Here is a 24,817-nt window from a genome sequence, read left to right as displayed (position 1 = left end):
TATTCTTTTTCTTTCTAGAGCTAGAGTAAGCGGTCGTCAGGGTTATCGGAATGCGGGAATAGCTCAGTGGTAGAGCATCGCCTTGCCAAGGCGAGGGTCGGGAGTTCGAATCTCCTTTCCCGCTCCAAGCATTAAAGTGCTTAATAGTGTCCCATTCGTCTAGTGGTCTAGGACACCGCCCTTTCACGGCGGTAACAGGGGTTCGAACCCCCTATGGGACGCCACTTCCGGTAAGTTAGGTAAAAGCTAAGTAAGTGCTCTATAAGCGGGAATAGCTCAGTGGTAGAGCATCGCCTTGCCAAGGCGAGGGTCGGGAGTTCGAATCTCCTTTCCCGCTCCAGTTTTAGTAGTACCGGATCGGTAAGCGATGGGTCGGGAGCTGGAACGCCAGCCCGGTCGATTTCCTTTCCCGCTCCAGGTTTGATTTAGTCCCATTCGTCTAGTGGCCTAGGACACCGCCCTTTCACGGCGGTAACAGGGGTTCGAACCCCCTATGGGACGCCATCTAGTATGTTGTTTGCGTTGCGGGAATAGCTCAGTGGTAGAGCATCGCCTTGCCAAGGCGAGGGTCGGGAGTTCGAATCTCCTTTCCCGCTCCATGTAAACAAGATCAGATAGTTCTGCAATTTCCCAGCTTCAAAAGTTTAGGCCTCCCTTTGTTTCCATGATGTATCGGCTAATTGCTGGGCATCACTATTTGCGTGTCTGACGCTTGGTGGTCGTGCCCACCTTGAAAAAAGTCGTTTGCGCCCTAATGTTTCTCCTTCTCTTCTTATTTTGCTGACAGGACATGTTCATGGCCGAACCGGCATTGTCGATCCGTGGCCTTACCAAAGTGTATGGCAACGGCTTTCAGGCGCTCAAAGGTATTGATCTCGACGTCCAGCAGGGCGATTTTTTTGCTTTGTTGGGCCCCAATGGCGCCGGCAAGTCCACCACCTTGGGGGTGGTCTGCTCGCTGGTGCAAAAGACGGCGGGCAAGGTCTCCATATTCGGCATTGATGTGGATAAAGACTTCGCTAAAGCCAAGTACCAGCTAGGCGTAGTGCCTCAAGAGTTCAACTTCAATCAATTTGAGAAAGTGCTCGATATCGTACTGGCCCAGGCAGGTTACTACGGCATGACCAGTCGCGAAGCTTTGCCTCGCGCTAAACAGCTGCTGACCGATCTGGGCCTATGGGAAAAGCGCAACGGCAGCGCGCGCATGCTGTCAGGTGGCATGAAGCGCCGCCTGATGATCGCTCGAGCGCTGATGCATCGTCCCAAACTGCTGATTCTGGATGAGCCAACCGCCGGGGTGGATATCGAACTGCGGCGCAGTATGTGGGAGTACATGCGACGAATTAACCAAGATGAAGGCACCACCATCATCCTGACGACGCACTACCTGGAAGAGGCTGAGAGCCTGTGCCGTAATGTGGCGATTATCAATAATGGCGACATTGTGCGAAACACGAGCGTGCGAGGCCTACTGGCTGAGCTGAATACCGAGACCTTCCTAATTGATACCTCCGAAGCCATTACAGACATCCCCAAGATAGACGGGTTTGAGATAAAGCAGCTGGAGTCTACTCAGCTTTCGCTGTTGGTGCATCGCGGCCAGCGCCTGAACGATGTCTTCAAAGCGTTGAGTGAGCAGGGCATCGAAGTGGTATCCATGCGCAACCGGGCCAATCGCCTGGAGGAGATGTTTGTGTCGATGGTAGAAGGTAGTGGTCAAGGGGCGATAGACCAGCGCGTTGAGAAGAAGGAGGAGCGCGTATGAACGCTACGCAAACATTGATTGCCCTGTGGACGCTGGTGCTAAAAGAGATCAAACGCTTCACCCGCATTTGGCCGCAAACGCTGCTGCCGCCCTCGATCACCATGGCGATGTACTTTATTATCTTCGGTAACCTAATCGGTTCGCGGATTGGTGACATGGACGGCTTCAGCTACATGGACTTTATTGTTCCAGGGCTGATCATGATGTCGGTGATTACCAACAGCTACTCCAACGTGGCGTCGAGTTTCTTCTCCAATAAGTTTCAGCGTTCGATCGAAGAGATGATGGTTTCGCCCATGCCCAATTGGGTGATACTGGCCGGCTTTATTTTAGGCGGTATGGCACGTGGGTTGGGCGTCGGGCTGATTGTGACGGTCGTTTCACTGTTCTTTACCCGCCTAACCATGGAACACCCGCTGCTCACGGTATTAGTCGTAGTGCTCACGTCTGCGCTGTTCTCTATTGGCGGCTTTATTAATGCGTTACTGGCCAATAAGTTCGACGATATTTCTATCGTGCCGACGTTTATCCTTACGCCGCTGACCTATTTGGGTGGGGTGTTCTACTCGATCTCAATGTTGCCTGACTTCTGGCAGGGTGTTTCCATGCTCAATCCAATTTTGTACATGGTCAACGTTTTCCGTTATGGCTTCTTAGGTGTTTCGGATATTCCCGTTGGCTGGGCGCTCGCTGCCATTTTTGCCTTTATCATTGTGTTGTTTAGTATTGCACTAGCGATGTTAGAGCGCGGCAAAGGTATCCGCAGCTAGACGCATCAATCCGATTGAGAAGAGAGAGCTTTATACAATGGCACATCGCCCAGACACGTTAGAGCACGCGCCGTTAGGGCGCGATTCCGCTTACCCTGAACAGTATGACGCGGGGCTGCTATATCCTATTCCCCGCGCGGTTAATCGAGAGCCGCTGGGGATTGAAGAGGGGACTCTGCCGTTTGTGGGGGAAGATGAGTGGCACGCCTTTGAAGTCTCCTGGCTGAACAGCCGCGGTAAGCCTATTGTGGCCGTGGCGCGCTTTCGCTTGCCAGCAGCCTCACCTAATCTGATTGAGTCCAAATCCTGGAAGCTCTACCTCAATAGCTTCAACCAAACCCGTTTCTATAGTCGTCAGGAAGTGATGGAAACGCTGGCCAATGACCTCTCCTTAGCGGCGGGGGCTGAAGTGAGTGTCGAGCTGTTTGATGTGGATGCGCCAGAGCTTTCGCCACAGCACTTACCGGGCGAATGCTTGGACGATTTAGATATCGCAGTAAGCGACTATACGCCTAGCAGTGATCACCTGTCGGTAGGGGAAGAGGTCGTCGAGGAGACACTCTACTCCCACCTGCTGAAATCCAATTGCCCCGTTACCGGTCAGCCAGACTGGGGAAGCGTGCTAATTCGTTATAAAGGCCCGAAAATAGACCGCGAAGGGCTGCTGCGTTACCTGATTGGGTTTCGCCAGCATCAGGATTTTCACGAGCACTGCGTTGAGCATGTCTTCTGCGATTTAATGGCCCAGGCAAAGCCTACGCAGCTGCTGGTACTGGCGCGCTATGTGCGTCGCGGCGGGTTAGATATCAGTCCCTGGCGCGCAACCCCAGGGTTAACGCCCCCCACGCCACTGCGCCTAGCAAGGCAGTAAGCGGCAATGTTATAAATGACAATGCTATAAATGACGGTGCTAAAGTAGCCTCACACAATTGGATTTGGAGTCATCAATGGACGCACTCACGCTGCTTCACGAGCGTAGCTCAATGGGCAAGCTGATGGAGCCAGCGCCCAGCGGCGAACAGCTCAGCGCCATTTATCAGGCCGCGCTACGTGCCCCGGATCATAAAGAGCTGCGCCCCTGGCGCTTTATCGAGTTTAGCGGGGAAGGGCGAGAACGCTTGGGCGAGTTATTCGCCGAGGCGGAGTTTCAGGAGGATCCTAGCGCCGATGATGAAACGCTCAACTCGGCGCGCAAAAAGCCGCTGCGGGCGCCGATGATTATCGCCGTGATCGCCAAGGTCACGCCCAAACTTGAAAAAGTACCCAAAATGGAGCAGGTGATCTCCGCCGGGTGCGCCGCCCACGGCATACTGCTAGCCGCCCACGCCTTAGGGTTGGGAGCAATGTGGCGCAGCGGCAAGTACGCTTTCGACCCCGTAGTTCGCAAAGGGCTGAATCTGGATGAAGATGACGAAGTCGTCGCGTTTATCTATCTGGGCACTTTGGGTGGTCGTCATAAACCGGTACCGCAGCATAATGTTGCTGACTTTGTAGAGCGTTGGGACTAGCGATGAGTCTCCCCCGTCAGCGAGGCATCCCTCATCCACGATTGCCATTGCCAAAAGGCCAACCGGAAAATCTGGCCGTTTTTCAGCAGTGGCTGAGCGACGCCATACCCATGGTGGGCGCGTTAGGTATTAGCGAAATGACGCGTCAGGGTGATTCACTAGCCTGGCAGTTAGCGCTGGAGCCCAACCTTAACGATAAAGGCACGGGCTTTGGTGGCGCACTGACAGCGCAGACGACGCTACAAGGCTGGTGCTGGGTAACGCTATGGCTACGTGAGCGGGGCATTGCGCGGGATGTCGTGGTTGCCGAGGCTAGCCAGCGTTTTCTGGCGCCGGTAACCAGTGACTACCGCCTGATATGCACGCCAGCAGTGCCAGAAGGCCCTACTCAGCTTGCCAACAAGCTCGCTGAGCGAGGAAAAGGCCGCATAGCGCTAACCCAGCAGCTCTATTGTGGCGAGACGCTCTGCCTGGAAGCCAACGGCAGCTACGCTGTATTGTCTGAACGATAACCGGGGTATGCCACTAACCTAAAGGTTCGTCAGCCGGAAAAGGCTTGCTATTTCGAGGCTTAGCCAATAGTATATGCGCCGTTCTGTCGCGAAAGGTTCAGCCTTTCAACAGCGCCAAAACGCGGAGGGGTGTCCGAGTGGTCGAAGGAGCACGCCTGGAAAGTGTGTAAGCCGCAAGGCTTCGAGGGTTCGAATCCCTCCCCCTCCGCCACAGAATTTTAAAGGGAATCAAGCATTTAGCTCGATTCCCTTTTTTGTTTCTGGCCTTTGGGAGCGGTTTTGGGAACAATCCTGGGAATACTACAGGTCTAACTGCTTCTCAATGAGCGCTGGAATGTCAGGGCCGTCGCTGCGAATCCACTTGCCGTAGCGGCGCTGGATCATTGTGATCGTGGCGTGGCCAACGTGGTTGGAGATCCAGTGCAGCGGCACCACTCCCAATGAGAGCAGCTGGCTTATGAACGTGTGCCGGCACTGGTTGGGGCCGCGGTAGCGAACGCCGGCGTGTTTTAGGTGGGTTTTCCAGAAGCGCTCACGGATAGCGTTCTCGTAGAAGGGCTCATTGTTACGGGAATTCAAAAACACCAGGCGTAGCTTCTCCTTTCGCACCGTCCGGTTGTCTCGATCGACCACCTCGTACACGCGGGGCTTAAGCTTGCTGGTAATCGCGTATTGAGCCTGTAGTGCTTCACGGGCAGGCTTTAGCAGATGATGTACGCGAGTAGAGCGCTTGGTTTTCGTTACCTTGAATCGCCCCCGAACAACTGCCCTCCGGTAGCGAATAATCCCTTTATCCACATCCAGTATGTCTTCCCAGGCCAGCGCTTGGGCTTCAGAGATGCGTGGGCCATCATAAATGGCGAACTTGATCAGATTGAGTTCCTGCTCACGGTTTGTCGGCGTTTCCAGGATCAGCTTGATCTCGCTGCGTGTGAAAGGATCTGGATCTTCATCATCTGGCAAACGGATGGTGATGCCGCTGGTGGGATCGAAAGCCTTCTTATTGCGCGTGGCGTAAAGCCGGAAGGTTTGCCGCATGATACTGACGATCTCTTTGATCGTCTTGTTGGCCAGCTTTGCCGAAAGCTCCTTTTGAATCCAGCTCTGCAGCTCGATGTGATCGATCGTGTCGGCTTGAACTTCGCCCCATTTTGGCCGTACGTGGGTTTCTGCTTTGGATTGAATGCCGCGAAAACTGGAGTAAGCGAGCTCGTTTTTCTTGATGGCCAGCCATAGATCCAGGTAATGGCCGAAACTATTTTCCACCAGGCGCCTAGATTCAGGAAAGTGGCGGGAGTAGTCGAACGTGCCGGCTTCAATCTCGTAGTTGATAATGGTGGCCAAGCGCTTGGCATATTCGATGTTTTTTTCCGTGGCGGGGCCAGGTAACGGTTCCCGGCAAAGCTCACCATCCCAGCGGAAATATACGCGCACGGTGTTGCCGCGAACCTCGACCCCATCAGCCATATTGCACCCCTATTTAACTGTAAGTATATACAGTTTATTCCAGTTTGAAAGGGTCTGAAAAGCTTGGCTTTCTTATACCGTTATCTCTGGGCCTGGTTTTAAATGCCGCTTAACGCGGCATTTTGACTACCCTCTATGCTAATCCATGTGCTCATTAATATCGTATTTCTTCAGCACTGCCCTACAGTGTTTTAACTCTTCTCTCAGGAGTTCTACCTCTCGAATTAAAGCTGCCTCTCCTGGGTTAGGAGCGGCCTGCTTTTTCCATGCATTTATGCTTGCTGTGAGGCGTGAATGCTCCTCTGGCTTTAAAGGGCGTTCTAATGACTGGTCGAGAATCCTTTGTACTGGGTTACTACTCATACGTTTCCCTCTTGGTTAAGAAGCCAGCGTTGGTAACGTTTACGAATAGCATGAAATGTACCAGACGCATGAGGATTGTGATCTAACTCAGCCCGGCTTTGGATTTTGCAGGCGGCGCAGAGCCAATCCCGGGCGTCTTCTTCGTTATGAGTGCCATCGGGTAGTTGAAACTCGGTCATGTTGTGTTTGGCGCGCCGGCGGCGGTCCAGGTAGAGCCGGAAGGCACGATCCTGGCAGAGCATGACGGCTTGCCGGGCCACGGCACCGCCCTTGGTTGGCGATGTTGTTGGTTGGCTCATATCACCCCCCAATATTTCAGTAAGTGCTCCACTGCCAAATACCAGGCATAGGGAAATAGCGTGATCGCAAAAAACGAAGACCAGAATCCCTGTGCAACGACCACCCCAAAGATCCAAAGAAGTAGCATTAACAAATTCCGGATTTCAGCGAACATGACGTCCCCTTAACTCACGAATCCCCTGGCACTCGATGCACGTGGTAACCCAGGGCAGGGCATCGCGGCGGGCCTGGGGAATCTCCTGGCCGCAGTCTTCGCACTTGGGGTTGGCGGCGGGGTCGTAGCCAATCCAAACGGGGCGGCTGGCCAGAGCGGCCTCCATGCGTCGTTCCATCAGTTCAGTGGCAATATCGGCGTTGTCTGCCATGGTTACGGCTCCTCTTTTTCAATGGCGGCAAAGCGCTGCATGAGTTCGTGGCCATCCGGCAGGTATTCGTGAAGCTCGCGATCGCTGACGGCCGACCACTCGATCACCGCCAGGGCGGCGCGGCGCAGGTCGTCGTCCAATACCCGCAGGCTGGTCAGGTTCAGCGGCCAGGCGTAACTGTTGTAAACGGCCAGCAGCACTCGGCGGCAGTGCTGCGGCTGGTGGCTATCGCCCAGGCCAATGTGCGCCAGGCGTTTCAGCGCGGGCAGGCCAGACTTGGCTACCTGCTCGCGGTAATGGTTGGCGTTGGCTTCGGCGCCGATCATTGCCTCCAGGGCTTCACGGTTGCGCTCGTGTAGGCGCTGGGTCACCAGTGGCATTGAGTGGTTAGTGGTCATCACAGGCTCCTTCATGCTTGAAACACCCAGCACTTCACGCTGCCGCCGTTATGGCGGACGCGGGAGTTCACGGTGCGGTTGGAATCGATAAATTTGCGGGTCTTGCTGCTCTTCAGGTAACGCTTGAGCTCGCGCACCTCTGGGGTGCGCAGCTTGTATTCGGCGCAGGTGCGCTCGAAGTCTTTAAGGTTGATGGCGATCAGGTCGCTGCCTTTGCCGTAGTGGTTCAGCATGGGGTCGTCGCGCAGACCCTCGATGTAGTCGAAGGCTTCCCAGAATTCAGCAACCAGCGGGTGGTCGGCGTTGATAGATTGTTGGCGTTCGCGGGCCATCTGCTTTATGTGGCCCAAGGCGATATCCAGGGTTTGTTGGTCGAAGAGACCCAAGCCTTCCGGCCCCAGGCACTCCACCAGGGCCATTAACTGGCCGTGGCACTTGGCGATGCGCAGCACCTTGATATCCGGGTCATCGGCCAACTGGTCGGCGTAGTGGCGGGCGCGCTGGGTGATCAACGCCAGCAGCGCTGCCTCCCGCTGGGCCACCGCCAGGGCGAACTGGCTAACGTGCTCGATCTCGGTACGTTCCAGCGCCTCGGCGAGGGCTTTGGTCTGTTTGTTCTGGCCTTCCCGGGTAAAGTGCAGGTGGCAGATACGGGTCTGGATAGCCTCGCCTGCCTGCACCGGGGCGTTCTGGCTGATCACGATGCTGCCGCGAAAGGGCGGCTCGTAGGTGTCGTTGCCGCTGTTCTTTACACCACGGGCGCGGATCGAGCGGCCGTTAAAGGCGGTTTTGAGCTCATCCCAATCGAACTGCTTCTGTTTGGCGCCGCCTTCCTGCTCGCGGTCGGATTCGATCAGCACCACCGGCAGGTTGCTCACCTGGGCGAAGTTGCGTGAGCGTGCCGGCATGGTGGCCTTGCTGGGGTCGAAGCCTTCATAGTCGCGCCGGCCGCACAGCTTCCAGAGAAACTCGATCAGCGTGGATTTACCCGCGCCGGCTTCACCGACAATCTCCAAAAACGGGAAGCTGCCCATCTCGGCGCGGATCTGCTCGGCCAGCAGACTGCCCAGCCAGTAGCCCAGGGCGATGACGCCGCGGGTACCGAAGGCGCTGAGCAGTTGCTGCGTCCACTCGGTGTTGAACGCCTTGCGATCGGGGTTGATGTGCAGCGCCACGGATTGGCTAAGGGTTTTCAACTGGCGGCGGGGGCCAAGCTCGAAAAAGTCCTCGCTATTGATCGGCACCACCTTGCCACCAGCCACGGCAAGATCGCCGAACACGTAAGCGCCGTGCTCCTTGCTGTAGCCGATGAAATCGATGGTCTCGACGGTTTTGATGTTGCCGATCTGATCCTGCAGCAGGCTATCCAACTGCTGGCTGGTACCCGTCCATACCGCACCTGGTGCCACGCCGAGCAGGCGCTTTTTATACTCAGACGCCGACGCCAGTTGGCCACCGCTAAAGGTGTTCTTTATCGGCGGGCGGCCGTCGGGGAATTCCACGCGGTAGTAGTACCAACTCTCATCGGTGACCGCGTTAGCCTGGTAGTAGAGCGCCGTGGGGTAACAGGTGCAGATCCGCTTCACGCTGCCGGATTGCTCCAGGGCCGCATCGCGCAGGGAGGGGTCGATTTGCCGCTGATCTTCACCGTCCAGGCCATCAGCGCGCAAGGCGCGATCGAAGGCGTCCATATCCAACTTCCACCACCATAGCTGGCGTTTGAACTCGAACCAGAACTCCCGCTGCTCGCGGCGCTTGTAGATCAGCAGCGCCTTGGCCATGGCCGTAGGGGCCAACAGCAAGTCGCCGTGGTAGCGGTAGGTTTCCTGGTGCTTCTCGGTGAGCTCGCCGCGCTGGTGGGCATCGTTCCAGTCGTGGTCGGCGCTGGGGATCTGCGCGGCGTCGCAATCCCAGCCTGCTGCCCGGGCACGCCTTACATGCTTGTGAATGGCGTTGTGGCCAGCGCGGTTGTTATCCAGCGCCCACACCAGGGTGGGGCGACTGGTGCCGGCTTGATGGGCGGCATCCGCCAGGGCGTTTAGCGCTTCATCGGGGTAGTTGCCGCAGCTCATGGCGGAAACGGCCGCGATGCCGTGGTGATAGAGCGCGATGGCATCGAAGATGCCTTCTACAATCCACACCTCGCCGGCGGCGACCAGATCCGCCGCGGTGAGAGCAGGCGGGCACCACCACTGGCCTTTATAGCGGCCAACGAAATTGGCCTTCTGCTTGCCGAAGCGCTCCGGGTTATCCAGCAGGCGCTCCCAGTAAGCGCCGCCAGGCAGGGCAAAGCGCACCGTGGCGGTACCGCCGATTTCCGGCTTCCAGTAGCTCTCCTGGGTGTACCAGCCTTGGATGCGGGCCAGCTCAAAGCCGCGACCATCGCGCAGGTAGCCATCCGCCACCGGCGTTTGAGAGGTGGGCTTTTCGCCCATCTTGGTGCTGTAGCGCTCGCTCCAGGAACGGAACAGATCAGGGAACAACGCTTTGACGTGGATTTGCGCGCCACAATTGTTTTCCCGCCCGCATTTGAGCATCCACGGCGCGTCGGCGTTGATGTACGCCTCGCGCTTACCGCACTCCGGGCAGCGCACCCGTTGCAGGTAGGGGCCGCGCTCGATCGCCTCAAAATCGCTGATTAAGCGCGCAACAATGTCCTGGCGCAGCGATGAATTCACGCTCGCCTCCTTATTAAACAATGGGTTGGGCTGGGCTTGGGTGTTAGCTCACGGCACCGGCTGGGCCGTGAGTGCCCCCTCTTGGCGGGGCATGAAAGCTAGGCCGATAGTGGCGCTGGGGCCGTGGGGGAAGATGAGCAACCTTATGCATCGCTTTATTCCTCGTAGTGTTCGTCGTTGATCGGCGTCTCGTCGAAGTCGAATCCCATCTGGTTCAGCAACCAAGGCGCACTTTCGAGCTGAACATCGGGGTTCGGGCAGCGGCTCGGTGCTAATGTGCGAAGCATTTGCATGTAGCCGTCACAGCGAAAACCGCACTCCCACTCATTGCTGCAGTTCCAATAAATGACGCGGTAGATGGGTAGCGGTGATCTCGACGTGCGGATCTTCATGTGCGAACCGCAGTGCGGGCAGCTGAAGCGCAGACGGCTGAACGGCACGGTGTTCTGTTGGTTTGCCTCTTCAGTCACTACGGCCTCCTGGTACGGGGTAAAGGGCGCGGCCACGGCCGGTGAGCCCTTGGGTGCCTTTGCGTAAGCGCCTGCGGAGTAGCCACTCGGCGGCGTCGTCCAGGCTTTGCAAATCCTGCTGTTCGCATACCTGCTGCAGCACTGCCTCCAGCTGGTCATCCAGCGGAAGGCGTAAATCGCTGCGGGCGGGTTGGTCAGCCATACTTCAGTGCTCCTTGAGGCCCTCAAAAGGGCCTGCGTTTACGACGCCTGCTGAGGCATAGTGCTAACAGAGAGATCAGCAACGCCCAGCGTCTCCAGTGCTTCTTTCAGCACCAGTTGACGCAGCAGCGACGCCCGTTCGATGCCGGTGTAATCCACCAACGCATCGATCAGTTGGGCCTCGTACTGATCCAAATTGAGAGCGGCGTAGCGAGTACGCACACGTTTGGGGTCCTGGTACATGGCAAACATCCTTATGCAGGCAAGGTCATTCGGCGTTCAGGGTTTCTTGGTCGTACTCGGCGATACCGCGGAGCAGCAGCATGCGGCCGGCGGCCGACATCGAGCGCATTTCCAGCTCCTGAATGCGCTTCAGCTCTTCCCGCTCGCTTTCGGTGAGGTGAATCATGACGGGGCAGTTACACCCCTTGGGGGCATAAATCGGCTTTGGGGTAATGGTGTTAGTGGTGGCCATGGGTTAGGCTTCCTTAATAGAGTGAAAGACTTTGAACAAGGCGGCCGAGCGTCTGTATTAACGCTCGTAAAGGCGTACCAGCTTGCGCTGCAGGAAGTGTTCATCCATGTAGGTGCGCAGTTCGCAAAGGGCGTCTTCGATTTCATCGCTAGAGGCGTTACAGGCCAGCATCAAAGCAGCGAGTTCGCCCACGGCTTCGGCGGTGATGCGCTCTTCCAGCGCTTCAAGATCCGCCAGCGGGTTAGGCGTGTTGGTGCCGCGCTTCAATGCGGTTTCGATGTGGCGGCGGGTGTGTTCAGAGCAGCGATCAAGCTCTACCTCGATCCCGCGGAACAGGGTGGTCTGAGTGGTAGGCATAAGAATGGTGGCAATGATGGTGACCATGGCAGTGGTTTCCTTAATTTCAGTAACGCCCTAGGAGGGCTTTAGTTATGTCTGAACTACGTGTACTTGATCCTAAACACGGGCCAGAACATGCCGCTCATGAAATGGTGATTGAGCTTGTTCGTGCTCAAACTTTTGAGGTTAAGCACTCGGTTGCTATGAATAAGGCCTACGGTGAAAACCTTGCAGACGCTGTTATTGCGGCTCACAAGAAATTGACTGAGTACTACCAGACGTTGGCGAAGTGAGCTGAGCCAGCCCCGTGCGGAATGCATGAGCCAAGTCAGTAGCTCGCTTTTGCAAGTCATCACCAGCGAGTCCTTGCTTGGCTAACTCCCCGACGGTTTCTACCAACACTCGGCTCGCCAGTGTTTGGTGATGGCCAAGGAGGGGCTGTTGGGGTTGCGGTTTAGCAGAAGTGACCATGGCAGTGGTTCCCTTTGCGTTGTGTTATAGAGTGAAAGACATGAATAGAATGGTTCATAAAAATGAACCTGTCAATAAGGATGGTTCATGAAAATGGTCATTGGCGAGCGCTTAAAAGAAGAACGCGAACGACTTGGACTGAGCCAGACGGCTTTGGCTCTGATTGGTGGTGTCGGAAAAACGACTCAGATCAAATACGAAAAGGGCGCTAGTAGCCCTGATTCTTCTTACTTGTCGGCGGTTTCTGATGAAGGCGTTGATATTTTTTATGTGCTCAAAGGCCAACGTTCAGGATCAGCAACTCCTCAACCTCTAGGGGTTGCTTTAAATGAACCATCACCAGAGCTTTCCCCTGTGAAGATGTACGACATCGAAGCTGCTGCCGGTGCCGGACGCAGCTTTGAAGGAGAGCCGATAAAAACCATCCTGCACTTTCCCAGCAGCGAGTTGGCCGAGCAGGGGCTAGACCCTGCGCAAGTGGTGGGCGTTAAAGTGCGTGGCGATTCAATGCTCGGGACGCTAGACGATGGCGACTGGGTATTGGTGGATCGCAGCAACCGCGACCCGAAACAGGAAGGCGTGTTTTTGCTGTTGGTAAGCGGCGAGAGAAGGATTAAGCGGGTGCAGCGCTTGGCGGGCGGGGCGTTGTACTTGATTAGTGACAATGAGCATTACCAGCCTGAGATGATCAAGCCGCAGGATATGCATGATGTGGAGATCTTGGGGCGGTGTGAGATTCGGATTGGGCGGATTGTGTAACTGTAAAACCATTAAGACATAAAGGCGGTTTTGAGACTGCTAGATAATGAAAAGAGAGGTGGGGAATGCCTGTTTTTACTGTTACAGATTTTTCATACATAGCAACGTCCGATGCCAAATTAAAACAAGGCCGTGAACGGAGTTTAAAGAACAGGCCTTCCTACGCTCATTACCGTGACTACTATCTCAGCCTGAGACAAGCAATAAAGGGTCTATTCAAGCACCAGCGCAGTTTTGACCACCTGCGTGATATTGCAAAAAAGTCTCATAAAGACAAGCAAGAAAACTATTCAAAGATTGCCGAGAATTTTATCACTTGGGCACAGGGGAAAAACATTTATCACTATGATCCCCCTAAAGCGAGTTATCGGTATAGAGATACGGAAGTTCTATGCAATCCTGAGCTTTACTATAAAGTAGATGGTGAAGATCGTTTGCTAAAGCTGCATTTCAACAGTAGTAAAAAAATGAACCAACAGCGGGCAAATATTATCTGCTTTCTAATCAGCGAGTCATGCGATGTTTCTATCTCAGAGTGCCGTGTTCTTGATCTTAGTATGAAGAAAATCTATAGTTTTAAAGGTTCGCCTGATATCCAGCTTGAAATGGTAGAAAGTGAAATAAGGCGTATAGAAAGTGAGTGGGATGACCTCTGATGAAGGTTGGTATTTAAGCCTTTAATGGATTTTTATTGATGATAAAATTCTTGGATTGCCAATGCTTATATTGATTTCTTTTCTGTCTAGTTTTTTTTGTTTGGTTTGGGCTGTTCTAGACACCTCATTTGCAAGTGTTGCTGCTTTTTTAGCCTCTATCGTCGTTGTTACCACATTTATCTACCAAAAGAAGAATTCGTCAAAAAGTCAGAAACAGCAGATCAAAAACGGACTCGGTATACAAGCGGGTAGAGATGTAAGTATAGGCGGTAAGCAAGAGGGAGATGACGATGTTAGATAAAGATAAACAAATCCAAAAGGCCTCTGGAAGCGCTCTTGCTGTTCAAGCTAATCGTGATGTCAATATAGGTATGCAATACAGTGATGTTAAAGATTTAGTTATATTGTTACTGGAGCGTAATTTTCCCAAGCTTAGAGAAGAAGCTGTAGCTGAAGCTAGGCTATATGTTGGAAGGTTTTCTGAAAAGCTTTTTGAAAAGATTTCCAGGCTTGAGACTGATGTAGCAAGTGAATTGAAGCGACCTGATATACAAGCAGCTATCAATGAAGGTATAGAGTATTCCGCTAAAAGAACCGATAGTGCAGAATTGGATACTATTTCTGAGTTAATAGCTCATAAGGTTTCATCTGAGAAAGGCTCTTTAAAAAGCATTGTAATCGATCAGTCGATAGAAATGCTTTCTAAGTTAGACTTGAATTTGATTCGTTTTTTTGCATTTTCATATTATTTAAGAAGAGTTACACCAACTGAGGGGACTGACGAGAAGTATGCTATAGAGGCGGTGTATGGATATTTCTTAGAAAGGTTTTTTCCTTTAGTGGAGATCGAGCCTGTTGACTTAGGTTACTTGCAATATTTGGGAGCTTATTTGAGTGGGAAGCGCTATGAGGAATCAACTAGCGCTAAAATCTGTAGGAATTTCACTTTCGATATCTCTGTTGGAGAGTACCAAAAACCATTTTTACAAGATAGTGTTATGTTGGCTACGTTTCCATATCTGTGTGCTTTAATTGAAAGATTTGGCTTTAGTACTGTTTGTGATTTTGATCACGTTCCGTTAAATAAGGTTTGTGAGTATATTGGTTTATCCTATCTTCGGGGAACGTGGCCCCATTTAATTGATCCCTATGGTGATTTTTGACTAGACAGATAGCAGGCGTGCAGATGCGAGTGAATTACTTTAGGCCTGCTGTGTTGAGCCTGGCCTTATCAGCCGCCCCCTCATCCGTATACACCTTCATCAACTCATCCCAATTCGTCGTATAGCGCGGGCTTCGGTTCGCGCAGCGTCGGTGCCATGGGGCGTTCTTTTCTGTCAGCCCCAGCGTACCGTTTCCTTCCCCATCTTTTTGTTCAGCGCGCCCCTGGACTTGATTAATCATCTAAGCCGATTAACTTGCATTGGCCCTACTCGGATGATTGATATAAAATAATTGGTTGTTATATACGGTATCTCTTTATGAATTTTTAAATAAATAAGTGTATTTATAGGTCTGTTTCGGTATGGCTTAAATATTCTCAATTTTTATTTTTAGTAAATAATTTATTAAAATCTAATCCTGTGGTTACTAAGGCTAATAAATGTGATAAGTCTTTTTCTATGCTTTGACATTTTAAAATTAGCTGGTCTAATTTTTCTACAGTATAGTGGTTGTTTTTGGGTGATGCTCCACTTTTGTTCCTGCTGAATTTAGTTGTTCTGAAGCTACTGTATTCAGTTCCAGGCGCGCTATAACCTATTAATGAAACACTGTGTGCCAAATCATTTCTTATTTCAATTATTGATTTAATATTTTTAAATATTTTGTTGATAAGCTTTTCTCGTTGAGTGTCTAAGTTTTGGGTTTCTGAAACTAGCGAATGCAAAATATCCTGTAATGGATATGCAGTGTGTCCTGCTAATAATATTTGAGTTACTTGTTGATTTTTTAACCCTTGAGAATCTAAAATAAAAATAACCACTTGTTGCATTTTAAAAACTATATGTTCGAACCTTACTAGAAATTCCCCATAAGCCCTGTATTGCTCGTTTACCTCTTCACTGTACTCTCTCATTCTATTACCTTTGGTTTGTTAGTTTTTTAAATAAATTACATTAATATAAATTATTTTTAATTTATTAACAACGCTTAGAAGGTTGACCTTTCTTAGCGGCATTCTCGTCCGTATACGCCACCATCAGCTCACCCCAATTCGTCGTATAGCGCGGGCTTCGGTTCGCGCAGCGTAGGTGCCAGGGGGCGTTCTTTTCCGGTAGGCCCAGGCGTACCGTTCCTTTACCCATCTTCTCGTTCAGCGCGTCCATGGTGGCCATTAGCTTTTGGCTGCGTTGGCGTTCCTCTTCCGTTTGCGGTGTATCCATCAGGCTCAGCTGCTGGCGGTTCTCGTCGGTCAGGTCGATCAGCATCACGCCCGCTTTCTTGTAGCCGTACTTTGGCCGGTAGATCTTGCGCAGTGCTTCCTGGGCGGCGTGGAGGATGTCGCGGGTGTCCTGGCTCGGGCGCTCCATTTCCACCGCCAGGCTGGGGGAGTATTGGGGCAGGTCGGGCCGGAAGCGGTCGGTTTTGAGAAACACCAGCACGGCGCGGGCGAGGCTCTTTTGCTCGCGTAGTTTTTCGGCGCCCCGTTGGGCGTGTTGGCGAATAGCGCCCTGTAGGTCGTAAAGCTGTGAAGTGGGTCGGCCGAACGATCGGCTGGTCATAATGCGCTGGCGTGGTTCGTTAACGTCGTTCATCTTCAGGCAGCTAATGCCGCGTAGTTCCAGCACCGTGCGCTCCATGTTCACTGAGAATTTGCGCCGCAGGCGTTTGGCGTCCGCTTCGCGGAGATCCCAGGCGGTGTTGATGCCCAGGATCTGCAGGCGCTCGTTGAGCCGTCGGCCAACGCCCCATACATCGCCTACCTCGATCTGCTTTAGCAGGTGTTTGGCGTCGTCGCTTTCCGCATGAAGGATGCACACGCCAGGGTAGCCGGGGTGCTTTTTGGCAATGCGGTTGGCCAGCTTGGCCAGGGTATGTGTTGCGGCAACGCCAACACACACGGGGATGCCGGTGCCGCGGCGGATCTTCGCGTGTAGGGATGTGGCGTGTTCCAGCAGCGCTTCAGGCTCGAAGCCATCCATGCGCACGAACATCTCGTCAATGGAGTAGGGCTCTACACCGGCGGTTTCGCGCTCAAGGATGCCTTGCACCCGGTGGGACATATCGCCGTAAAGCTCGTAGTTAGAGGAGTGCAAGACGATCTCGCCGCGATCGACCAGGTGGCGCACCTGGTGGGCGGGGGTGCCCATCTCGATACCCAGCGCTTTGAGCTCATTGGAGCGGGCGATAATGCAGCCATCGTTATTGGACATAATGCCCACGGGGCGGCCTTCCAGTTTGGGGTTGAACACCCGCTCGCAGCTCACATAAAAATTGTTGCAGTCCACCAGGCCAATCATATTGAGCTCCACTACTTGTGTAAGACTGTTAATTTATACAGTATTAACAGCCTGGGAAGCGACAGGCAACCGCTAATATACGTCGCTTAATGTGGAGCAAGCACAGGGCAACAGCATGCGAGTAAATTACTTAGGGCCAGCAGTGGTGGGCGTGGAGCACCCAGCAGTGGCCGAAATGGATAGCCGAAAATTTCCGCCCAGTTGTTTTCTGGTGGAGATAAGCGAGGATGCCCGCCCCGGCGGGCCGTGGATGGAGGGCGATGTGCTGGTGGTGGATGAGGCGCGTTCGTTTGGCCACGCCGATTTAGTGGTGGCGGAGGTAGAGGGAGAGTACCGGCTATTCAAAGCCCACCGTGTGGGCAGCCGCTGCCGGTTGTTGCCCACCGCCGGTGGGCAGGGGTGTTTTATTACTGCTAAGCAGTACCGAGGGGTGGTGGTGAGGCAAGCCAGGTGTTGGGCGGTGTAGGTTATTTCTTACAAACAGATGGCAAAATGCTTACATGCTTTGCTCAGTTAATTTGGCATAGTGGTGTGGTCGCCTAATAGCACGCGTGGCGGAAACGCTTCGCCAGAAGATTGCGGCAAACAAAACCCTCGGCCATGTTGTATGGCCGGGGGTTTTTTGGAAGCTGGAAAATTAAGACAGGCGAAAAACGGACTTCTGAGCGCGCTTCTGTGCTTCCTCAGCGCTCAGGCTGACTTTGACATTGCCTTGCCGTTTTGCGGCAAGATAGCGCTTACGTGCGGCCTCAATGGTTGCCGCCTTGCGCTGCTGCTGTGTGATGTGATCATTCGCGTATAAATGCATAGCATGTTCCTCTCTGGGAGGTATAGGGCGTTAGACCGTTAGCTAGGAAATAAGCTCCGTAGCGTCGGTAAAGCCTTCTGTAATAGTGGCACAGCTGGGTATTGTCATCAACGGCGCAGCCATAATAGCCCGAGCCATGCATATCTTGATCAAACAGGCTAATGGACTCCAGCAAGCCAGAGCCGAGCAGGTTCAACTCCGTTAAAGAATAAGGGGGTAAACCTAACTGATGCCGAGTGCGGTAACCATGGGCCGGGTTGTCATCCAGCAGGCTATCCAGCGTATCAAATTTGATTTCGTAGGCATCTTCTGGGATGTGAACGCCAAGCTCCTGGGTCACTTTCAGTGCGGTGTTATCGTCCCAGGCTGGCCGAGGAATAAATAACGCGCCGTAGTTAGTTCCTGCCAGCGAAAAATGCTGAACCTGTGCCCCTGGGAGGGCGGTTTCGTCAATAAATTCCCGATTACCAAAAATAATGCCCATGCCGCCTCCTACAAACGGGCTGAACATTATGTCATGGAAATGCGCTGCTTTCCTTCCACCTGGCAACGCTACGGTGAGCCTCACCGTGTCCCCATTAACCCCCCGTTCAATGGAATTGTGGGGCACTTCGCCAAAGATCCTAGACATAAAGTTGTAAGAGATTTCTTACAAATCTTGTCGGCAATGGCTTACATCAATGGGGTTGTTTTTGTGCCAAGCTGACTATGACGCTTGGATGCGCGGGCTGGAGGGAATCAGCTTTTCTGTAAGGAGACGGATGCCAAAAGCCCTCGGCCAACGGACGACCGGGGGTTGTGAGGTGCTGCTTTTTAAGAGTTACTCTCGATAATTCCCACCGTCACATCTGCGTTAATACTCACCGCGTCTCCATCCGAATACTGCAGGTATACCCCCGTTCCGTAAAATTGTGGGTCACTTCGTCAATGATCCAGGGCGTGACGTCGATCTGTTCCTTGAACCCTTCTGTGGTTACCGGCGTTTCCGGATAAATATCGGCGCGGCCTTCGGCCAGTTCCAGCGTTAGTTCTGAGTGCTTGCGCTGTAGGCGCTTGAGTTCTGCGCTGGCTTCTTCAATGGCGTGGTCTTCACTTGCGTAGGTGTGGCGTAGCCGTTTGGTGTTGTCGCTGCTGCCCACCAGCACCTCTTTTCTTTCGGCACTTTCCAGGTCGCTCCAGTAGGCGAGTACGCCGGTGAACTCTTCACGGTCGGCGATGAGATAGCGGTGGGTGTCGCCCACGCCGCGCTTGAGAATGAGCATGGGGATGGGCGTGCCGCCAGCGGTGACGCCGCCGTTCATGGGCATAAACAGCAGGTTGCCGTTTTTGGCCATGCACAGGGCGTCATAGCGCTCGGCTAGGCGGTGCAAAAAGTGCAGGTCGCTTTCGTCGGTTTGGTCGATGTGATCAATGAATATGCCTGCCAGCGCATTGGCGATGTTGGGGGCCAAGCCTAGTCGGCCAGCAGCGGTGGCCACGATCTCTTCGAGTGTTTTTTCGTGGTAGCTTTCGCAGCGCTTGGCGGGGTTCTCTTTGCGCAGGTCGGCGCTGCGGGCGCGGATGGTGAGCACATCCGGCGCGCCTGAGTGTTCGACTTCATCCACGGTAAAGCTGCCGCGATCCACCAGGGCTTCACCTTCCCAGCCCAGGGCCACGGTCAGGATCTTGCCGCGCGGGGGAATCGCTAGGCGGCCGTCGTGGTCTTCCAGGGTCATGGTGAGTTCGTCGGTGGTGGTACCGCGCCGGTCGGTGATGGTGAGGCTTTGCAGGCGGCCGGTGGCGGCCATGCCGCCGATTGAATAGGCGGGTCGGCGAGCGGGAATCATGCTTACACCAACCTTGGCACGGCGCGTAGGGCCATGCCTGCCAGCGGGCCGAGCATGGCCAGCAGGTTGCCGTTATCGTCTTCTACCCGGTGCAGCACCATATCAAAGTCAATTTGCTGGGCGGCACCGTCGCGCATTAAGGCGACCTTGCGCTCCTTTAGGCTTTCCATGACAAAAAAGCCGTAGTTTTTGCCGGTGCCTTCGATCAATGGCCAGGCGTGGCCTTGGCTGGCCATGTCGCGCACCTGATCGAGGTGGGGTTGGCCACCGGTGAATTGGGGGTGAAGGGTGCCGGTGAGCGTGATGGTGTCTTCCCCTGGGCCAAGGAACTGGCGGGCGGGCAGCAGGCCGACCCGGCCTTGGGCTTCCTGCCGCCACCGGGTTTGGCGCTGCAGTTCCTGATAGGCGGCGGTGTCGAGGGCGAACACGAACATGCCGTAAATCATCATCATGGTGATATTTCCTCACTGTTCTTTAATCAATGTCGTGGAAAGCGCTGCGGTGGTTTGCCTGGGCGCGGCGTTCGGCATCGCGCAGGGCGCGCTGTACTTCGGCGTTTACCAGCCGTGCCAGTGCTTGTTCATCCATACCCGGGGCGGCATTGATCTCGATATTGATACCGCCGTGAATCACTAGCCCGCCGCTGGGCTGGCTGGCGTGGCTTTGCAGCGGCGGCCGGGCGTCGATCTGTATGCCGCTGGTGTCGATGCGTAGCGGGTCGAATTGGGGAAGTTCTGGCCATTCGATGCGAAGGGCATCAAGCGTGGGCAGCTCTGGGCGTTGGATCTTCAGCGCGCCCAGTTCGGGTAATGCGGGCAGCGTTGGCCGCTCGATGCGCAGCGCATCCAGCGTGGGTGTTTCGGGCTTGGCCACCTCGCTTTGGAGCGTGGGCAGCTCTGGGCGCTGGATCTCTAGCGCGCCCAACTCGGGTAACGTGGGTAGCGTTGGCCGCTCCACTTCCAGGGCGATAGCGGGGGATGCGACCCCGGCGCCCAGCATGAGCCCGGTGGCGGCATTGCGCAGGTGGGTGGCGATGCTGCGCACTTGTTTAACGGGGCCATCGGCGTCGGCTTCAATGCCGTTGGCCAGGCCTTGGGAGACGTAGTTACCAATGGTGGCAAACACGCGGCTGGGGGAGTGGATATCCAGCCAGCCGCGCACGGTGCTGGTAACGTCGTTGGCTAGATTGGCGGCGCTTTCCGTGGCGCGATTGGCGCCGTCGCGTATCCCTTGCCCTAAACCGGCGGCGGTATCCTTTCCAAGTTGGATAGCACGGTTGGCACCGTTGCTGAGTGAGTCCAGCGCGCTACCCATGGCATCTTGCACCCAGCCTGCGATATTTCCCGCCATGCCCATCACTTGGTCGCGCAGGGCGCCGATCATGCTGCCGATGCCGTTGATCATGCCTTCAACGATATTGACGCCAAAGCCTTCAAACACGCGGCTGGGGGAGTTAATACCCAGCACGCCTTTGAACCAGTTGGCCACGCTGGTGGCGATGCTGGTAATGCGTTCGCGTAGGGCGGCGAGTTTTTCGGTTAGCCCGCCCAGCAGGCCATCAATTACAAAGCCGCCCAGGCTGCGGAAACCTTCGGGCACTGAAATACCCAGCCTATCCAGGGTGGAGATAAACGCGCTGTGCAGCAGCCCAAGCGGTGACCAATCAATCAGCAGCTTGGAAACGCCACCGATGCCATCGCCAAAGGCGTCGTTGATCGTTGCCCATACGCTATTCGCTGATTGACGCACCCAGCCCAGGGCGCTGTTCATACCGCTGGATAGGCCGCCAATCATCTTGCTACCCAGCTCACTAAGCGAGTCGGGCAGCTCAATCCCCAGGCGGCCTAACGCAGATGAGATGCCGCTATAGAGCAAGCCAAGCGGTGACCAGTTGACCAGCAGGCGGGTAACACCGCCGATGCCGTCGCCAAAGGCGTCTTTCACCTGCTGCCATAGGCCTAGGAAAAAGCCTTTGATGGGTTCCCAGTATTTGTAGATCACCAGCGCGGTGGCGGCGATGGCCAGGATGGCCCAGCCGATGGGGTTGGTGGCCAGGAATACCGCGGTGGCTTTGAGCGCGCCCAACAGGCCCACCGTTAGCGCTTTGCCCACAGCGAACAGGGCGGCACCTGCGGTTCTTAACACCGGGCCGAGTACACCCGCCTGAATGCCCAGGGTGCTCATAGCGAAGCGGGCGAACAGCAGCGGGGAGAGGATGCTGGCAAAGGTCATGGTGACGGCACCGCCGATGGTGGCCAGGGCGATCATGCCCGCGGCCACTTTGGCGATGGTGCCCGCCAACTCTGGGTTGGCTTTGATCCAGTCGCCGACGCCGCGGGTAATCGTGGTGATGGTTTGCACCAGGTCGCGTAGGGGGCCGTCGTTGGTGTCGGTGATACTGATGCCGACTTCTTCCCAGGCGCTGCGTAGGTTTTTTAAATCGCCGCCGATGTTGTCGGCCATGACCTCGGCCATCCGGGCGTTTTCGCCCATGTTGTCGCCCAGGGCATTGATGATCTCATCCAGCTTGCCAGCGCCCATGGCGTCGACCAGTTCCGCCATGCCGGATCCCGCTTCCACACCGAAGATATCCTGCATGATGGCTTTGCGTTCGACGTTGCCCAGGTCGGCGGTGGCTTGGCTGATATCGCGCAGGATATCGGGCATGGCGCGCATATTGCCGTTGGCGTCTGACACCTGTAGCCCGATGTTTTCAATCGCGGCCGCGCCCTTGCCAACGGGGTTGGTGAGGCGGTTCATCATGGCGCGCATGGTGGTACCGGCCTGGCTGCCCTGGATGCCGATGTTGCCGAGAATGCCCGACATGGCAGCGGCTTGTTCCATGGTCAGCTTGAGGTCTTCGGCGCCGCCCAGGTACTTCATGGTTTCGCCGAGCATTTCCAGGTTGACGTTGGCCCGGCTGGCGGTACCGGAGAGGATATCCCCGACGCGCGCCATGGCGCCTTCCGCTTCCATATCGACCTTGAACGCACCGGCGATGTTGGAGGCGATATCCGCCGCGCGGGCCAGCTCGGTATTGTTGGCCAGCGATAGCGCGAGCACGTCTTTCATGGAGGCTTGAATGGCCTCGCTGCTCATCCCAGCACGCAATAGAAACTCTTGACCTGCACCGACTTCGGTGGCGCTGAAGGCGGTGGTTGAACCTAAGTCGCGGGATTGCTGGCGTAGCGCCTGGAAGCGTTCATCGTCCGCGTCGAAGCGGCCCACGGCCTGTAGGGTGCTCATCTGTTCCGCCCAGGCAACGCCAGGCGTTAACAGGCGGGCGGCGGCATAACCTTGGGCCATACCGGTACCGAGCATACCCATGCCCACGCCTTGGGCGCGGGCGACGTTGGCCATGCCATTCTGGTAGCGGTCGCGGGCCTGGGTTAAGCGCCGCTGGCGTTCGGCAACTTCGGCAAGGTGGCGCTTTTGCTGCTGCAGGGTGGTGTTGAGCCGTTCCTCTTTGGAGCGCAGCTCCCTAGCGCTGCGGCCCATGTTGTCGGTGCTGATGCCCGCTTCATCCAGCCGCGTTTTTAAGCCGCGGATGCGCTCGGTTTGGGTGGCGTGGTTCTGGGTGAGCCGCTTGACTTCCTCGCCTGCGTTGCGGGTTCGGTTGCGGTATTCCTTCAGCGCGCGGGCGGAGCGATCGAACTCGGTTTGCTGGCCGTGCAGGCGCACGCGGGCGCGTTCCAGCGAGGCGGTCAACTGGTCGCTGGGCTGCTTGGTGTTGAGCAGTTGGCGAGCGAGGCGGTCGTATTCCCGGCGGGCAACGGTCAGGCCGGATTTAATACCGGCGTGGGCTTCGCGCTGTTGGTCGAGCGCCTGGGTGTACTGGCGGTTGCGTTCGCGGGCGTCGCGCATTGCCCGGGTGTTTTGACGCATTGCGGCGTTGGCTTTGCGGTAGCTGGTGAGGTCGCTTTGTTGCCGCTGCAGGTCTTTTAACTGGTCCCGGGTTTCGCGCATGGCTTGGGCGGTTTGTCCGGCGCTTTGGCGCATCCGCTTTAGGGGGCCGGTGACGCGATCTACCGCGTTCAACATGACTTGCAGGCGTAGATTACGCGACATCGGCTTTTTCCCTATTTGGTGCGTTTACCGTTTGGTTTGCTGCCTTCGTGGCGTTTGCGGGCGCGTTCGCGCCACTGCATGAGCTCTTCGAGTTCCATGTTGTCCATGGCGCTGGGTTCCCAGTGGAACACCATGGCGAGATCCGCCATGGCGTCTTCTACGAACTCGGGCAGGGCTCTTTTTTGAAAGGCTAGGCCTCGGTTTCCTTGAATTTCTTTGGGATCAAAAAACCGTTGAGCGCCGTGCCGAGCTGAATGAGGTCGACGATATCGAGCGTTTTCACCTCGGCTTCGGTGAGCGGTGGCGTAGTGATGCGGGGCAACACTTTATGCAGTGCTGTAACTTCGAAGTTCATGATGTCGACCAAGCTGACGCCACGCATACCGCCGGACATGGGTTTGCGCACGGTGATTTCTTTTACCGTGGTTTTGCCACGCTGCAGCGGGGTTTCCAGTGGCACTACTTCGGTCGGCACGCCAGGGGCGGTAGCGGTGGTTTGCTCTTCGTTTTTCTCAACTGCTTGGGTTTCAGTGCTTTGGGTTTCAGTGCTTTGGTTTTCGATCTTAGTGGTCATGGTCGTGTCCTATAAAAGAAAAGGGGTAGGGCCACCGGAGGTGGCCGTTGGGTGGAGGTGCTTTACACACCCAGGGCGGCGCGGCGCTCTGCCAAGCGATCCTTGCCGCGGACTTTGAAGATGAAGCCAGGCACGTCGCGCTCGATGACCTCTTCGCCATCGACGATTAACTTGAAGTACGAAAGGGTGGTGGTGACGCTGATTTGGTTGTTGTCGCCCTTTGATGCGTCACCCATGTTGATGGTCTTGTGGCGGCCGCGCATGACGATCTCGACAGGGATGATCCCGCCGTCTTCGTCGGATTCGTAAGAGCCGGTCATACGCAGCATGGCGGCGTCGTGGATAGGGCTGCCGAAGCTGTCGTAGATATCGACAATCATGCCGCCGGCCGTCCATTCGAATTCCTGCAGTTGACCACCTTGGTCGATGTCAACTGGCCCTTCCATACCGCCGCCTTCGTACTCGACCATGCGGCGGGCCAGCTCGGGCAGGGTGAGTTCGGGGATTTGGCCCTGCCAGTTGTTGCCGTCGCCGAACAGGTTGAAGTCTTTAAGAATGTGGGGAAGTGCCATGGTCAGTTGCT

Annotated in this window: 33 protein-coding genes and 6 tRNA genes; 17 read left to right on the top strand and 22 right to left on the bottom strand. The window is 55.2% G+C overall.

The genetic code is table 11. The features are described 5' to 3' along the window. Positions 1 to 52 precede the first annotated feature (52 nt). The 11 genes from HZS52_RS21585 (at position 53) to HZS52_RS21535 (ending at position 4,766) form a co-directional block, all read left to right on the top strand. Positions 53 to 127 (top strand) — tRNA-Gly (locus tag HZS52_RS21585). Between the two features lie 21 nt (positions 128 to 148). Next, positions 149 to 224: transfer RNA gene (locus tag HZS52_RS21580), tRNA-Glu, on the top strand. A gap of 41 nt (positions 225 to 265) precedes the next feature. Beyond that, positions 266 to 340, top strand: a tRNA-Gly gene (locus HZS52_RS21575). Between the two features lie 88 nt (positions 341 to 428). Beyond that, positions 429 to 504, top strand: a tRNA-Glu gene (locus HZS52_RS21570). 20 nt (positions 505 to 524) lie between these two features. After that, positions 525 to 599, top strand: a tRNA-Gly gene (locus HZS52_RS21565). Between the two features lie 197 nt (positions 600 to 796). Then, positions 797 to 1,765: an ABC transporter ATP-binding protein gene (locus HZS52_RS21560; RefSeq protein WP_190373664.1), complete on the top strand. Its 969-nt coding sequence runs from the start codon at positions 797 to 799 to the stop codon at positions 1,763 to 1,765. Next, positions 1,762 to 2,535, top strand: a complete 774-nt coding sequence (locus HZS52_RS21555; protein ID WP_027959666.1) for an ABC transporter permease — start codon at positions 1,762 to 1,764, stop codon at positions 2,533 to 2,535. The genes HZS52_RS21560 and HZS52_RS21555 overlap by 4 nt, the downstream gene beginning before the upstream one ends. 37 nt (positions 2,536 to 2,572) lie before the next feature. After that, complete coding sequence (queF, locus tag HZS52_RS21550) at positions 2,573 to 3,406, top strand: NADPH-dependent 7-cyano-7-deazaguanine reductase QueF (protein ID WP_190373663.1); 834 nt, start codon at positions 2,573 to 2,575, stop codon at positions 3,404 to 3,406. Between the two features lie 76 nt (positions 3,407 to 3,482). After that, positions 3,483 to 4,043 (top strand): nitroreductase family protein, encoded by a 561-nt coding sequence (locus HZS52_RS21545; RefSeq protein WP_039860150.1) that lies wholly within the window; start codon positions 3,483 to 3,485, stop codon positions 4,041 to 4,043. A gap of 2 nt (positions 4,044 to 4,045) precedes the next feature. Then, positions 4,046 to 4,555, top strand: coding sequence for a YiiD C-terminal domain-containing protein (locus HZS52_RS21540; protein WP_180095057.1), 510 nt, complete (start codon positions 4,046 to 4,048; stop codon positions 4,553 to 4,555). 123 nt (positions 4,556 to 4,678) lie between these two features. Continuing rightward, a tRNA-Ser gene (locus HZS52_RS21535) sits at positions 4,679 to 4,766 on the top strand. Positions 4,767 to 4,855: 89 nt separating this feature from the next. Here HZS52_RS21535 and HZS52_RS21530 read toward each other — a convergent pair. From HZS52_RS21530 to HZS52_RS21480, 11 genes are all read right to left on the bottom strand, one after another. Then, complete coding sequence (locus HZS52_RS21530; protein ID WP_190373662.1) at positions 4,856 to 6,022, bottom strand: Arm DNA-binding domain-containing protein; 1,167 nt, start codon at positions 6,020 to 6,022, stop codon at positions 4,856 to 4,858. 138 nt (positions 6,023 to 6,160) lie between these two features. Further along, complete coding sequence (locus HZS52_RS21525) at positions 6,161 to 6,385, bottom strand: hypothetical protein (protein WP_190373661.1); 225 nt, start codon at positions 6,383 to 6,385, stop codon at positions 6,161 to 6,163. After that, positions 6,382 to 6,684 carry a hypothetical protein gene (locus HZS52_RS21520; protein ID WP_190373660.1) on the bottom strand — a complete coding sequence of 101 codons (303 nt, stop codon included), beginning with the start codon at positions 6,682 to 6,684 and terminating at the stop codon, positions 6,382 to 6,384. The genes HZS52_RS21525 and HZS52_RS21520 overlap by 4 nt, the downstream gene beginning before the upstream one ends. Before the next feature lie 144 nt (positions 6,685 to 6,828). Continuing rightward, complete coding sequence (locus tag HZS52_RS21515) at positions 6,829 to 7,050, bottom strand: TraR/DksA family transcriptional regulator (protein WP_190373659.1); 222 nt, start codon at positions 7,048 to 7,050, stop codon at positions 6,829 to 6,831. Positions 7,051 to 7,052: 2 nt separating this feature from the next. After that, positions 7,053 to 7,448, bottom strand: a complete 396-nt coding sequence (locus tag HZS52_RS21510; protein ID WP_190373658.1) for a DUF7673 family protein — start codon at positions 7,446 to 7,448, stop codon at positions 7,053 to 7,055. Between the two features lie 11 nt (positions 7,449 to 7,459). Next, entirely contained in the window at positions 7,460 to 10,126 is a 2,667-nt protein-coding gene (locus tag HZS52_RS21505; RefSeq protein WP_190373657.1) for a toprim domain-containing protein, read from the bottom strand. 155 nt (positions 10,127 to 10,281) lie between these two features. Then, positions 10,282 to 10,596 (bottom strand): ogr/Delta-like zinc finger family protein, encoded by a 315-nt coding sequence (locus tag HZS52_RS21500; RefSeq protein ID WP_159176369.1) that lies wholly within the window; start codon positions 10,594 to 10,596, stop codon positions 10,282 to 10,284. After that, the gene (locus HZS52_RS21495) at positions 10,589 to 10,798 is read right to left on the bottom strand and encodes a hypothetical protein (RefSeq protein ID WP_190373656.1); all 210 of its coding nucleotides are present in this window, start codon (positions 10,796 to 10,798) and stop codon (positions 10,589 to 10,591) included. The genes HZS52_RS21500 and HZS52_RS21495 overlap by 8 nt, the downstream gene beginning before the upstream one ends. A gap of 38 nt (positions 10,799 to 10,836) precedes the next feature. After that, complete coding sequence (locus HZS52_RS21490) at positions 10,837 to 11,040, bottom strand: hypothetical protein (RefSeq protein ID WP_159176371.1); 204 nt, start codon at positions 11,038 to 11,040, stop codon at positions 10,837 to 10,839. Between the two features lie 25 nt (positions 11,041 to 11,065). Then, positions 11,066 to 11,272 (bottom strand): hypothetical protein, encoded by a 207-nt coding sequence (locus HZS52_RS21485; RefSeq protein ID WP_190373655.1) that lies wholly within the window; start codon positions 11,270 to 11,272, stop codon positions 11,066 to 11,068. Positions 11,273 to 11,329: 57 nt separating this feature from the next. Next, a complete protein-coding gene (locus HZS52_RS21480; RefSeq protein ID WP_190373654.1) occupies positions 11,330 to 11,656 on the bottom strand; it encodes a hypothetical protein in 327 nt (108 codons plus the stop codon). 47 nt (positions 11,657 to 11,703) lie between these two features. On the opposite strand from HZS52_RS21480, the gene HZS52_RS21475 reads away from it, so the two are divergent. From HZS52_RS21475 to HZS52_RS21455, 5 genes are all read left to right on the top strand, one after another. Further along, positions 11,704 to 11,904, top strand: coding sequence for a hypothetical protein (locus tag HZS52_RS21475; protein WP_190373653.1), 201 nt, complete (start codon positions 11,704 to 11,706; stop codon positions 11,902 to 11,904). A 265-nt stretch (positions 11,905 to 12,169) separates the two neighbouring features. Further along, entirely contained in the window at positions 12,170 to 12,841 is a 672-nt protein-coding gene (locus HZS52_RS21470) for an XRE family transcriptional regulator (RefSeq protein WP_190373652.1), read from the top strand. 65 nt (positions 12,842 to 12,906) lie between these two features. Next, positions 12,907 to 13,497 carry a hypothetical protein gene (locus HZS52_RS21465; RefSeq protein ID WP_190373651.1) on the top strand — a complete coding sequence of 197 codons (591 nt, stop codon included), beginning with the start codon at positions 12,907 to 12,909 and terminating at the stop codon, positions 13,495 to 13,497. A gap of 61 nt (positions 13,498 to 13,558) precedes the next feature. Further along, positions 13,559 to 13,798 carry a hypothetical protein gene (locus HZS52_RS21460; protein WP_190373650.1) on the top strand — a complete coding sequence of 80 codons (240 nt, stop codon included), beginning with the start codon at positions 13,559 to 13,561 and terminating at the stop codon, positions 13,796 to 13,798. Continuing rightward, positions 13,788 to 14,660 (top strand): LPO_1073/Vpar_1526 family protein, encoded by an 873-nt coding sequence (locus tag HZS52_RS21455; protein WP_190373649.1) that lies wholly within the window; start codon positions 13,788 to 13,790, stop codon positions 14,658 to 14,660. Before HZS52_RS21460 ends, HZS52_RS21455 begins: the two co-directional genes overlap by 11 nt. Positions 14,661 to 14,694: 34 nt before the next feature. On the opposite strand, the gene HZS52_RS24790 is transcribed toward HZS52_RS21455, so the two are convergent. The 3 genes from HZS52_RS24790 to HZS52_RS21440 all read right to left on the bottom strand — a co-directional run bounded on the left by HZS52_RS24790 (position 14,695) and on the right by HZS52_RS21440 (position 16,958). After that, positions 14,695 to 14,901 (bottom strand): DUF4113 domain-containing protein, encoded by a 207-nt coding sequence (locus HZS52_RS24790; protein ID WP_190373648.1) that lies wholly within the window; start codon positions 14,899 to 14,901, stop codon positions 14,695 to 14,697. A 136-nt stretch (positions 14,902 to 15,037) separates the two neighbouring features. Further along, positions 15,038 to 15,574 (bottom strand): hypothetical protein, encoded by a 537-nt coding sequence (locus HZS52_RS21445; protein ID WP_190373647.1) that lies wholly within the window; start codon positions 15,572 to 15,574, stop codon positions 15,038 to 15,040. Positions 15,575 to 15,638: 64 nt separating this feature from the next. Continuing rightward, positions 15,639 to 16,958, bottom strand: coding sequence for a Y-family DNA polymerase (locus HZS52_RS21440; protein ID WP_190373646.1), 1,320 nt, complete (start codon positions 16,956 to 16,958; stop codon positions 15,639 to 15,641). 115 nt (positions 16,959 to 17,073) lie between these two features. Here HZS52_RS21440 and HZS52_RS21435 point away from each other — a divergent pair, with 115 nt between their 5' ends. Next, entirely contained in the window at positions 17,074 to 17,424 is a 351-nt protein-coding gene (locus tag HZS52_RS21435; RefSeq protein ID WP_152618917.1) for a S24/S26 family peptidase, read from the top strand. Between the two features lie 171 nt (positions 17,425 to 17,595). Here the strand turns inward: HZS52_RS21435 and HZS52_RS21430 are convergent, their stop codons facing one another. The 8 genes from HZS52_RS21430 to HZS52_RS21395 form a co-directional block, all read right to left on the bottom strand. Further along, a complete protein-coding gene (locus HZS52_RS21430; RefSeq protein ID WP_166650352.1) occupies positions 17,596 to 17,766 on the bottom strand; it encodes a hypothetical protein in 171 nt (56 codons plus the stop codon). Next, positions 17,747 to 18,250, bottom strand: coding sequence for a hypothetical protein (locus tag HZS52_RS21425; protein WP_190373645.1), 504 nt, complete (start codon positions 18,248 to 18,250; stop codon positions 17,747 to 17,749). The genes HZS52_RS21430 and HZS52_RS21425 overlap by 20 nt, the downstream gene beginning before the upstream one ends. Positions 18,251 to 18,626: 376 nt before the next feature. Beyond that, positions 18,627 to 19,592, bottom strand: a complete 966-nt coding sequence (locus tag HZS52_RS21420; protein ID WP_190373644.1) for a contractile injection system protein, VgrG/Pvc8 family — start codon at positions 19,590 to 19,592, stop codon at positions 18,627 to 18,629. Positions 19,593 to 19,594: 2 nt separating this feature from the next. Continuing rightward, positions 19,595 to 20,044 carry a phage tail protein gene (locus HZS52_RS21415; RefSeq protein WP_190373643.1) on the bottom strand — a complete coding sequence of 150 codons (450 nt, stop codon included), beginning with the start codon at positions 20,042 to 20,044 and terminating at the stop codon, positions 19,595 to 19,597. Positions 20,045 to 20,066: 22 nt separating this feature from the next. Continuing rightward, the gene (locus tag HZS52_RS21410; RefSeq protein WP_190373642.1) at positions 20,067 to 23,660 is read right to left on the bottom strand and encodes a phage tail tape measure protein; all 3,594 of its coding nucleotides are present in this window, start codon (positions 23,658 to 23,660) and stop codon (positions 20,067 to 20,069) included. Between the two features lie 11 nt (positions 23,661 to 23,671). Beyond that, positions 23,672 to 23,809 carry a GpE family phage tail protein gene (locus HZS52_RS21405; RefSeq protein ID WP_159176383.1) on the bottom strand — a complete coding sequence of 46 codons (138 nt, stop codon included), beginning with the start codon at positions 23,807 to 23,809 and terminating at the stop codon, positions 23,672 to 23,674. A gap of 41 nt (positions 23,810 to 23,850) precedes the next feature. Next, a complete protein-coding gene (locus HZS52_RS21400; protein WP_190373641.1) occupies positions 23,851 to 24,234 on the bottom strand; it encodes a phage tail assembly protein in 384 nt (127 codons plus the stop codon). Positions 24,235 to 24,296: 62 nt separating this feature from the next. Then, positions 24,297 to 24,806, bottom strand: coding sequence for a phage major tail tube protein (locus HZS52_RS21395; protein WP_190373640.1), 510 nt, complete (start codon positions 24,804 to 24,806; stop codon positions 24,297 to 24,299). Positions 24,807 to 24,817 lie beyond the last annotated feature (11 nt).

It is taken from the genome of Vreelandella titanicae, from assembly GCF_014697095.1.
Taxonomy (GTDB): Bacteria; Pseudomonadota; Gammaproteobacteria; order Pseudomonadales; family Halomonadaceae; genus Vreelandella; species Vreelandella titanicae.
This window is presented reverse-complemented; position numbering and strand designations above follow the sequence as displayed.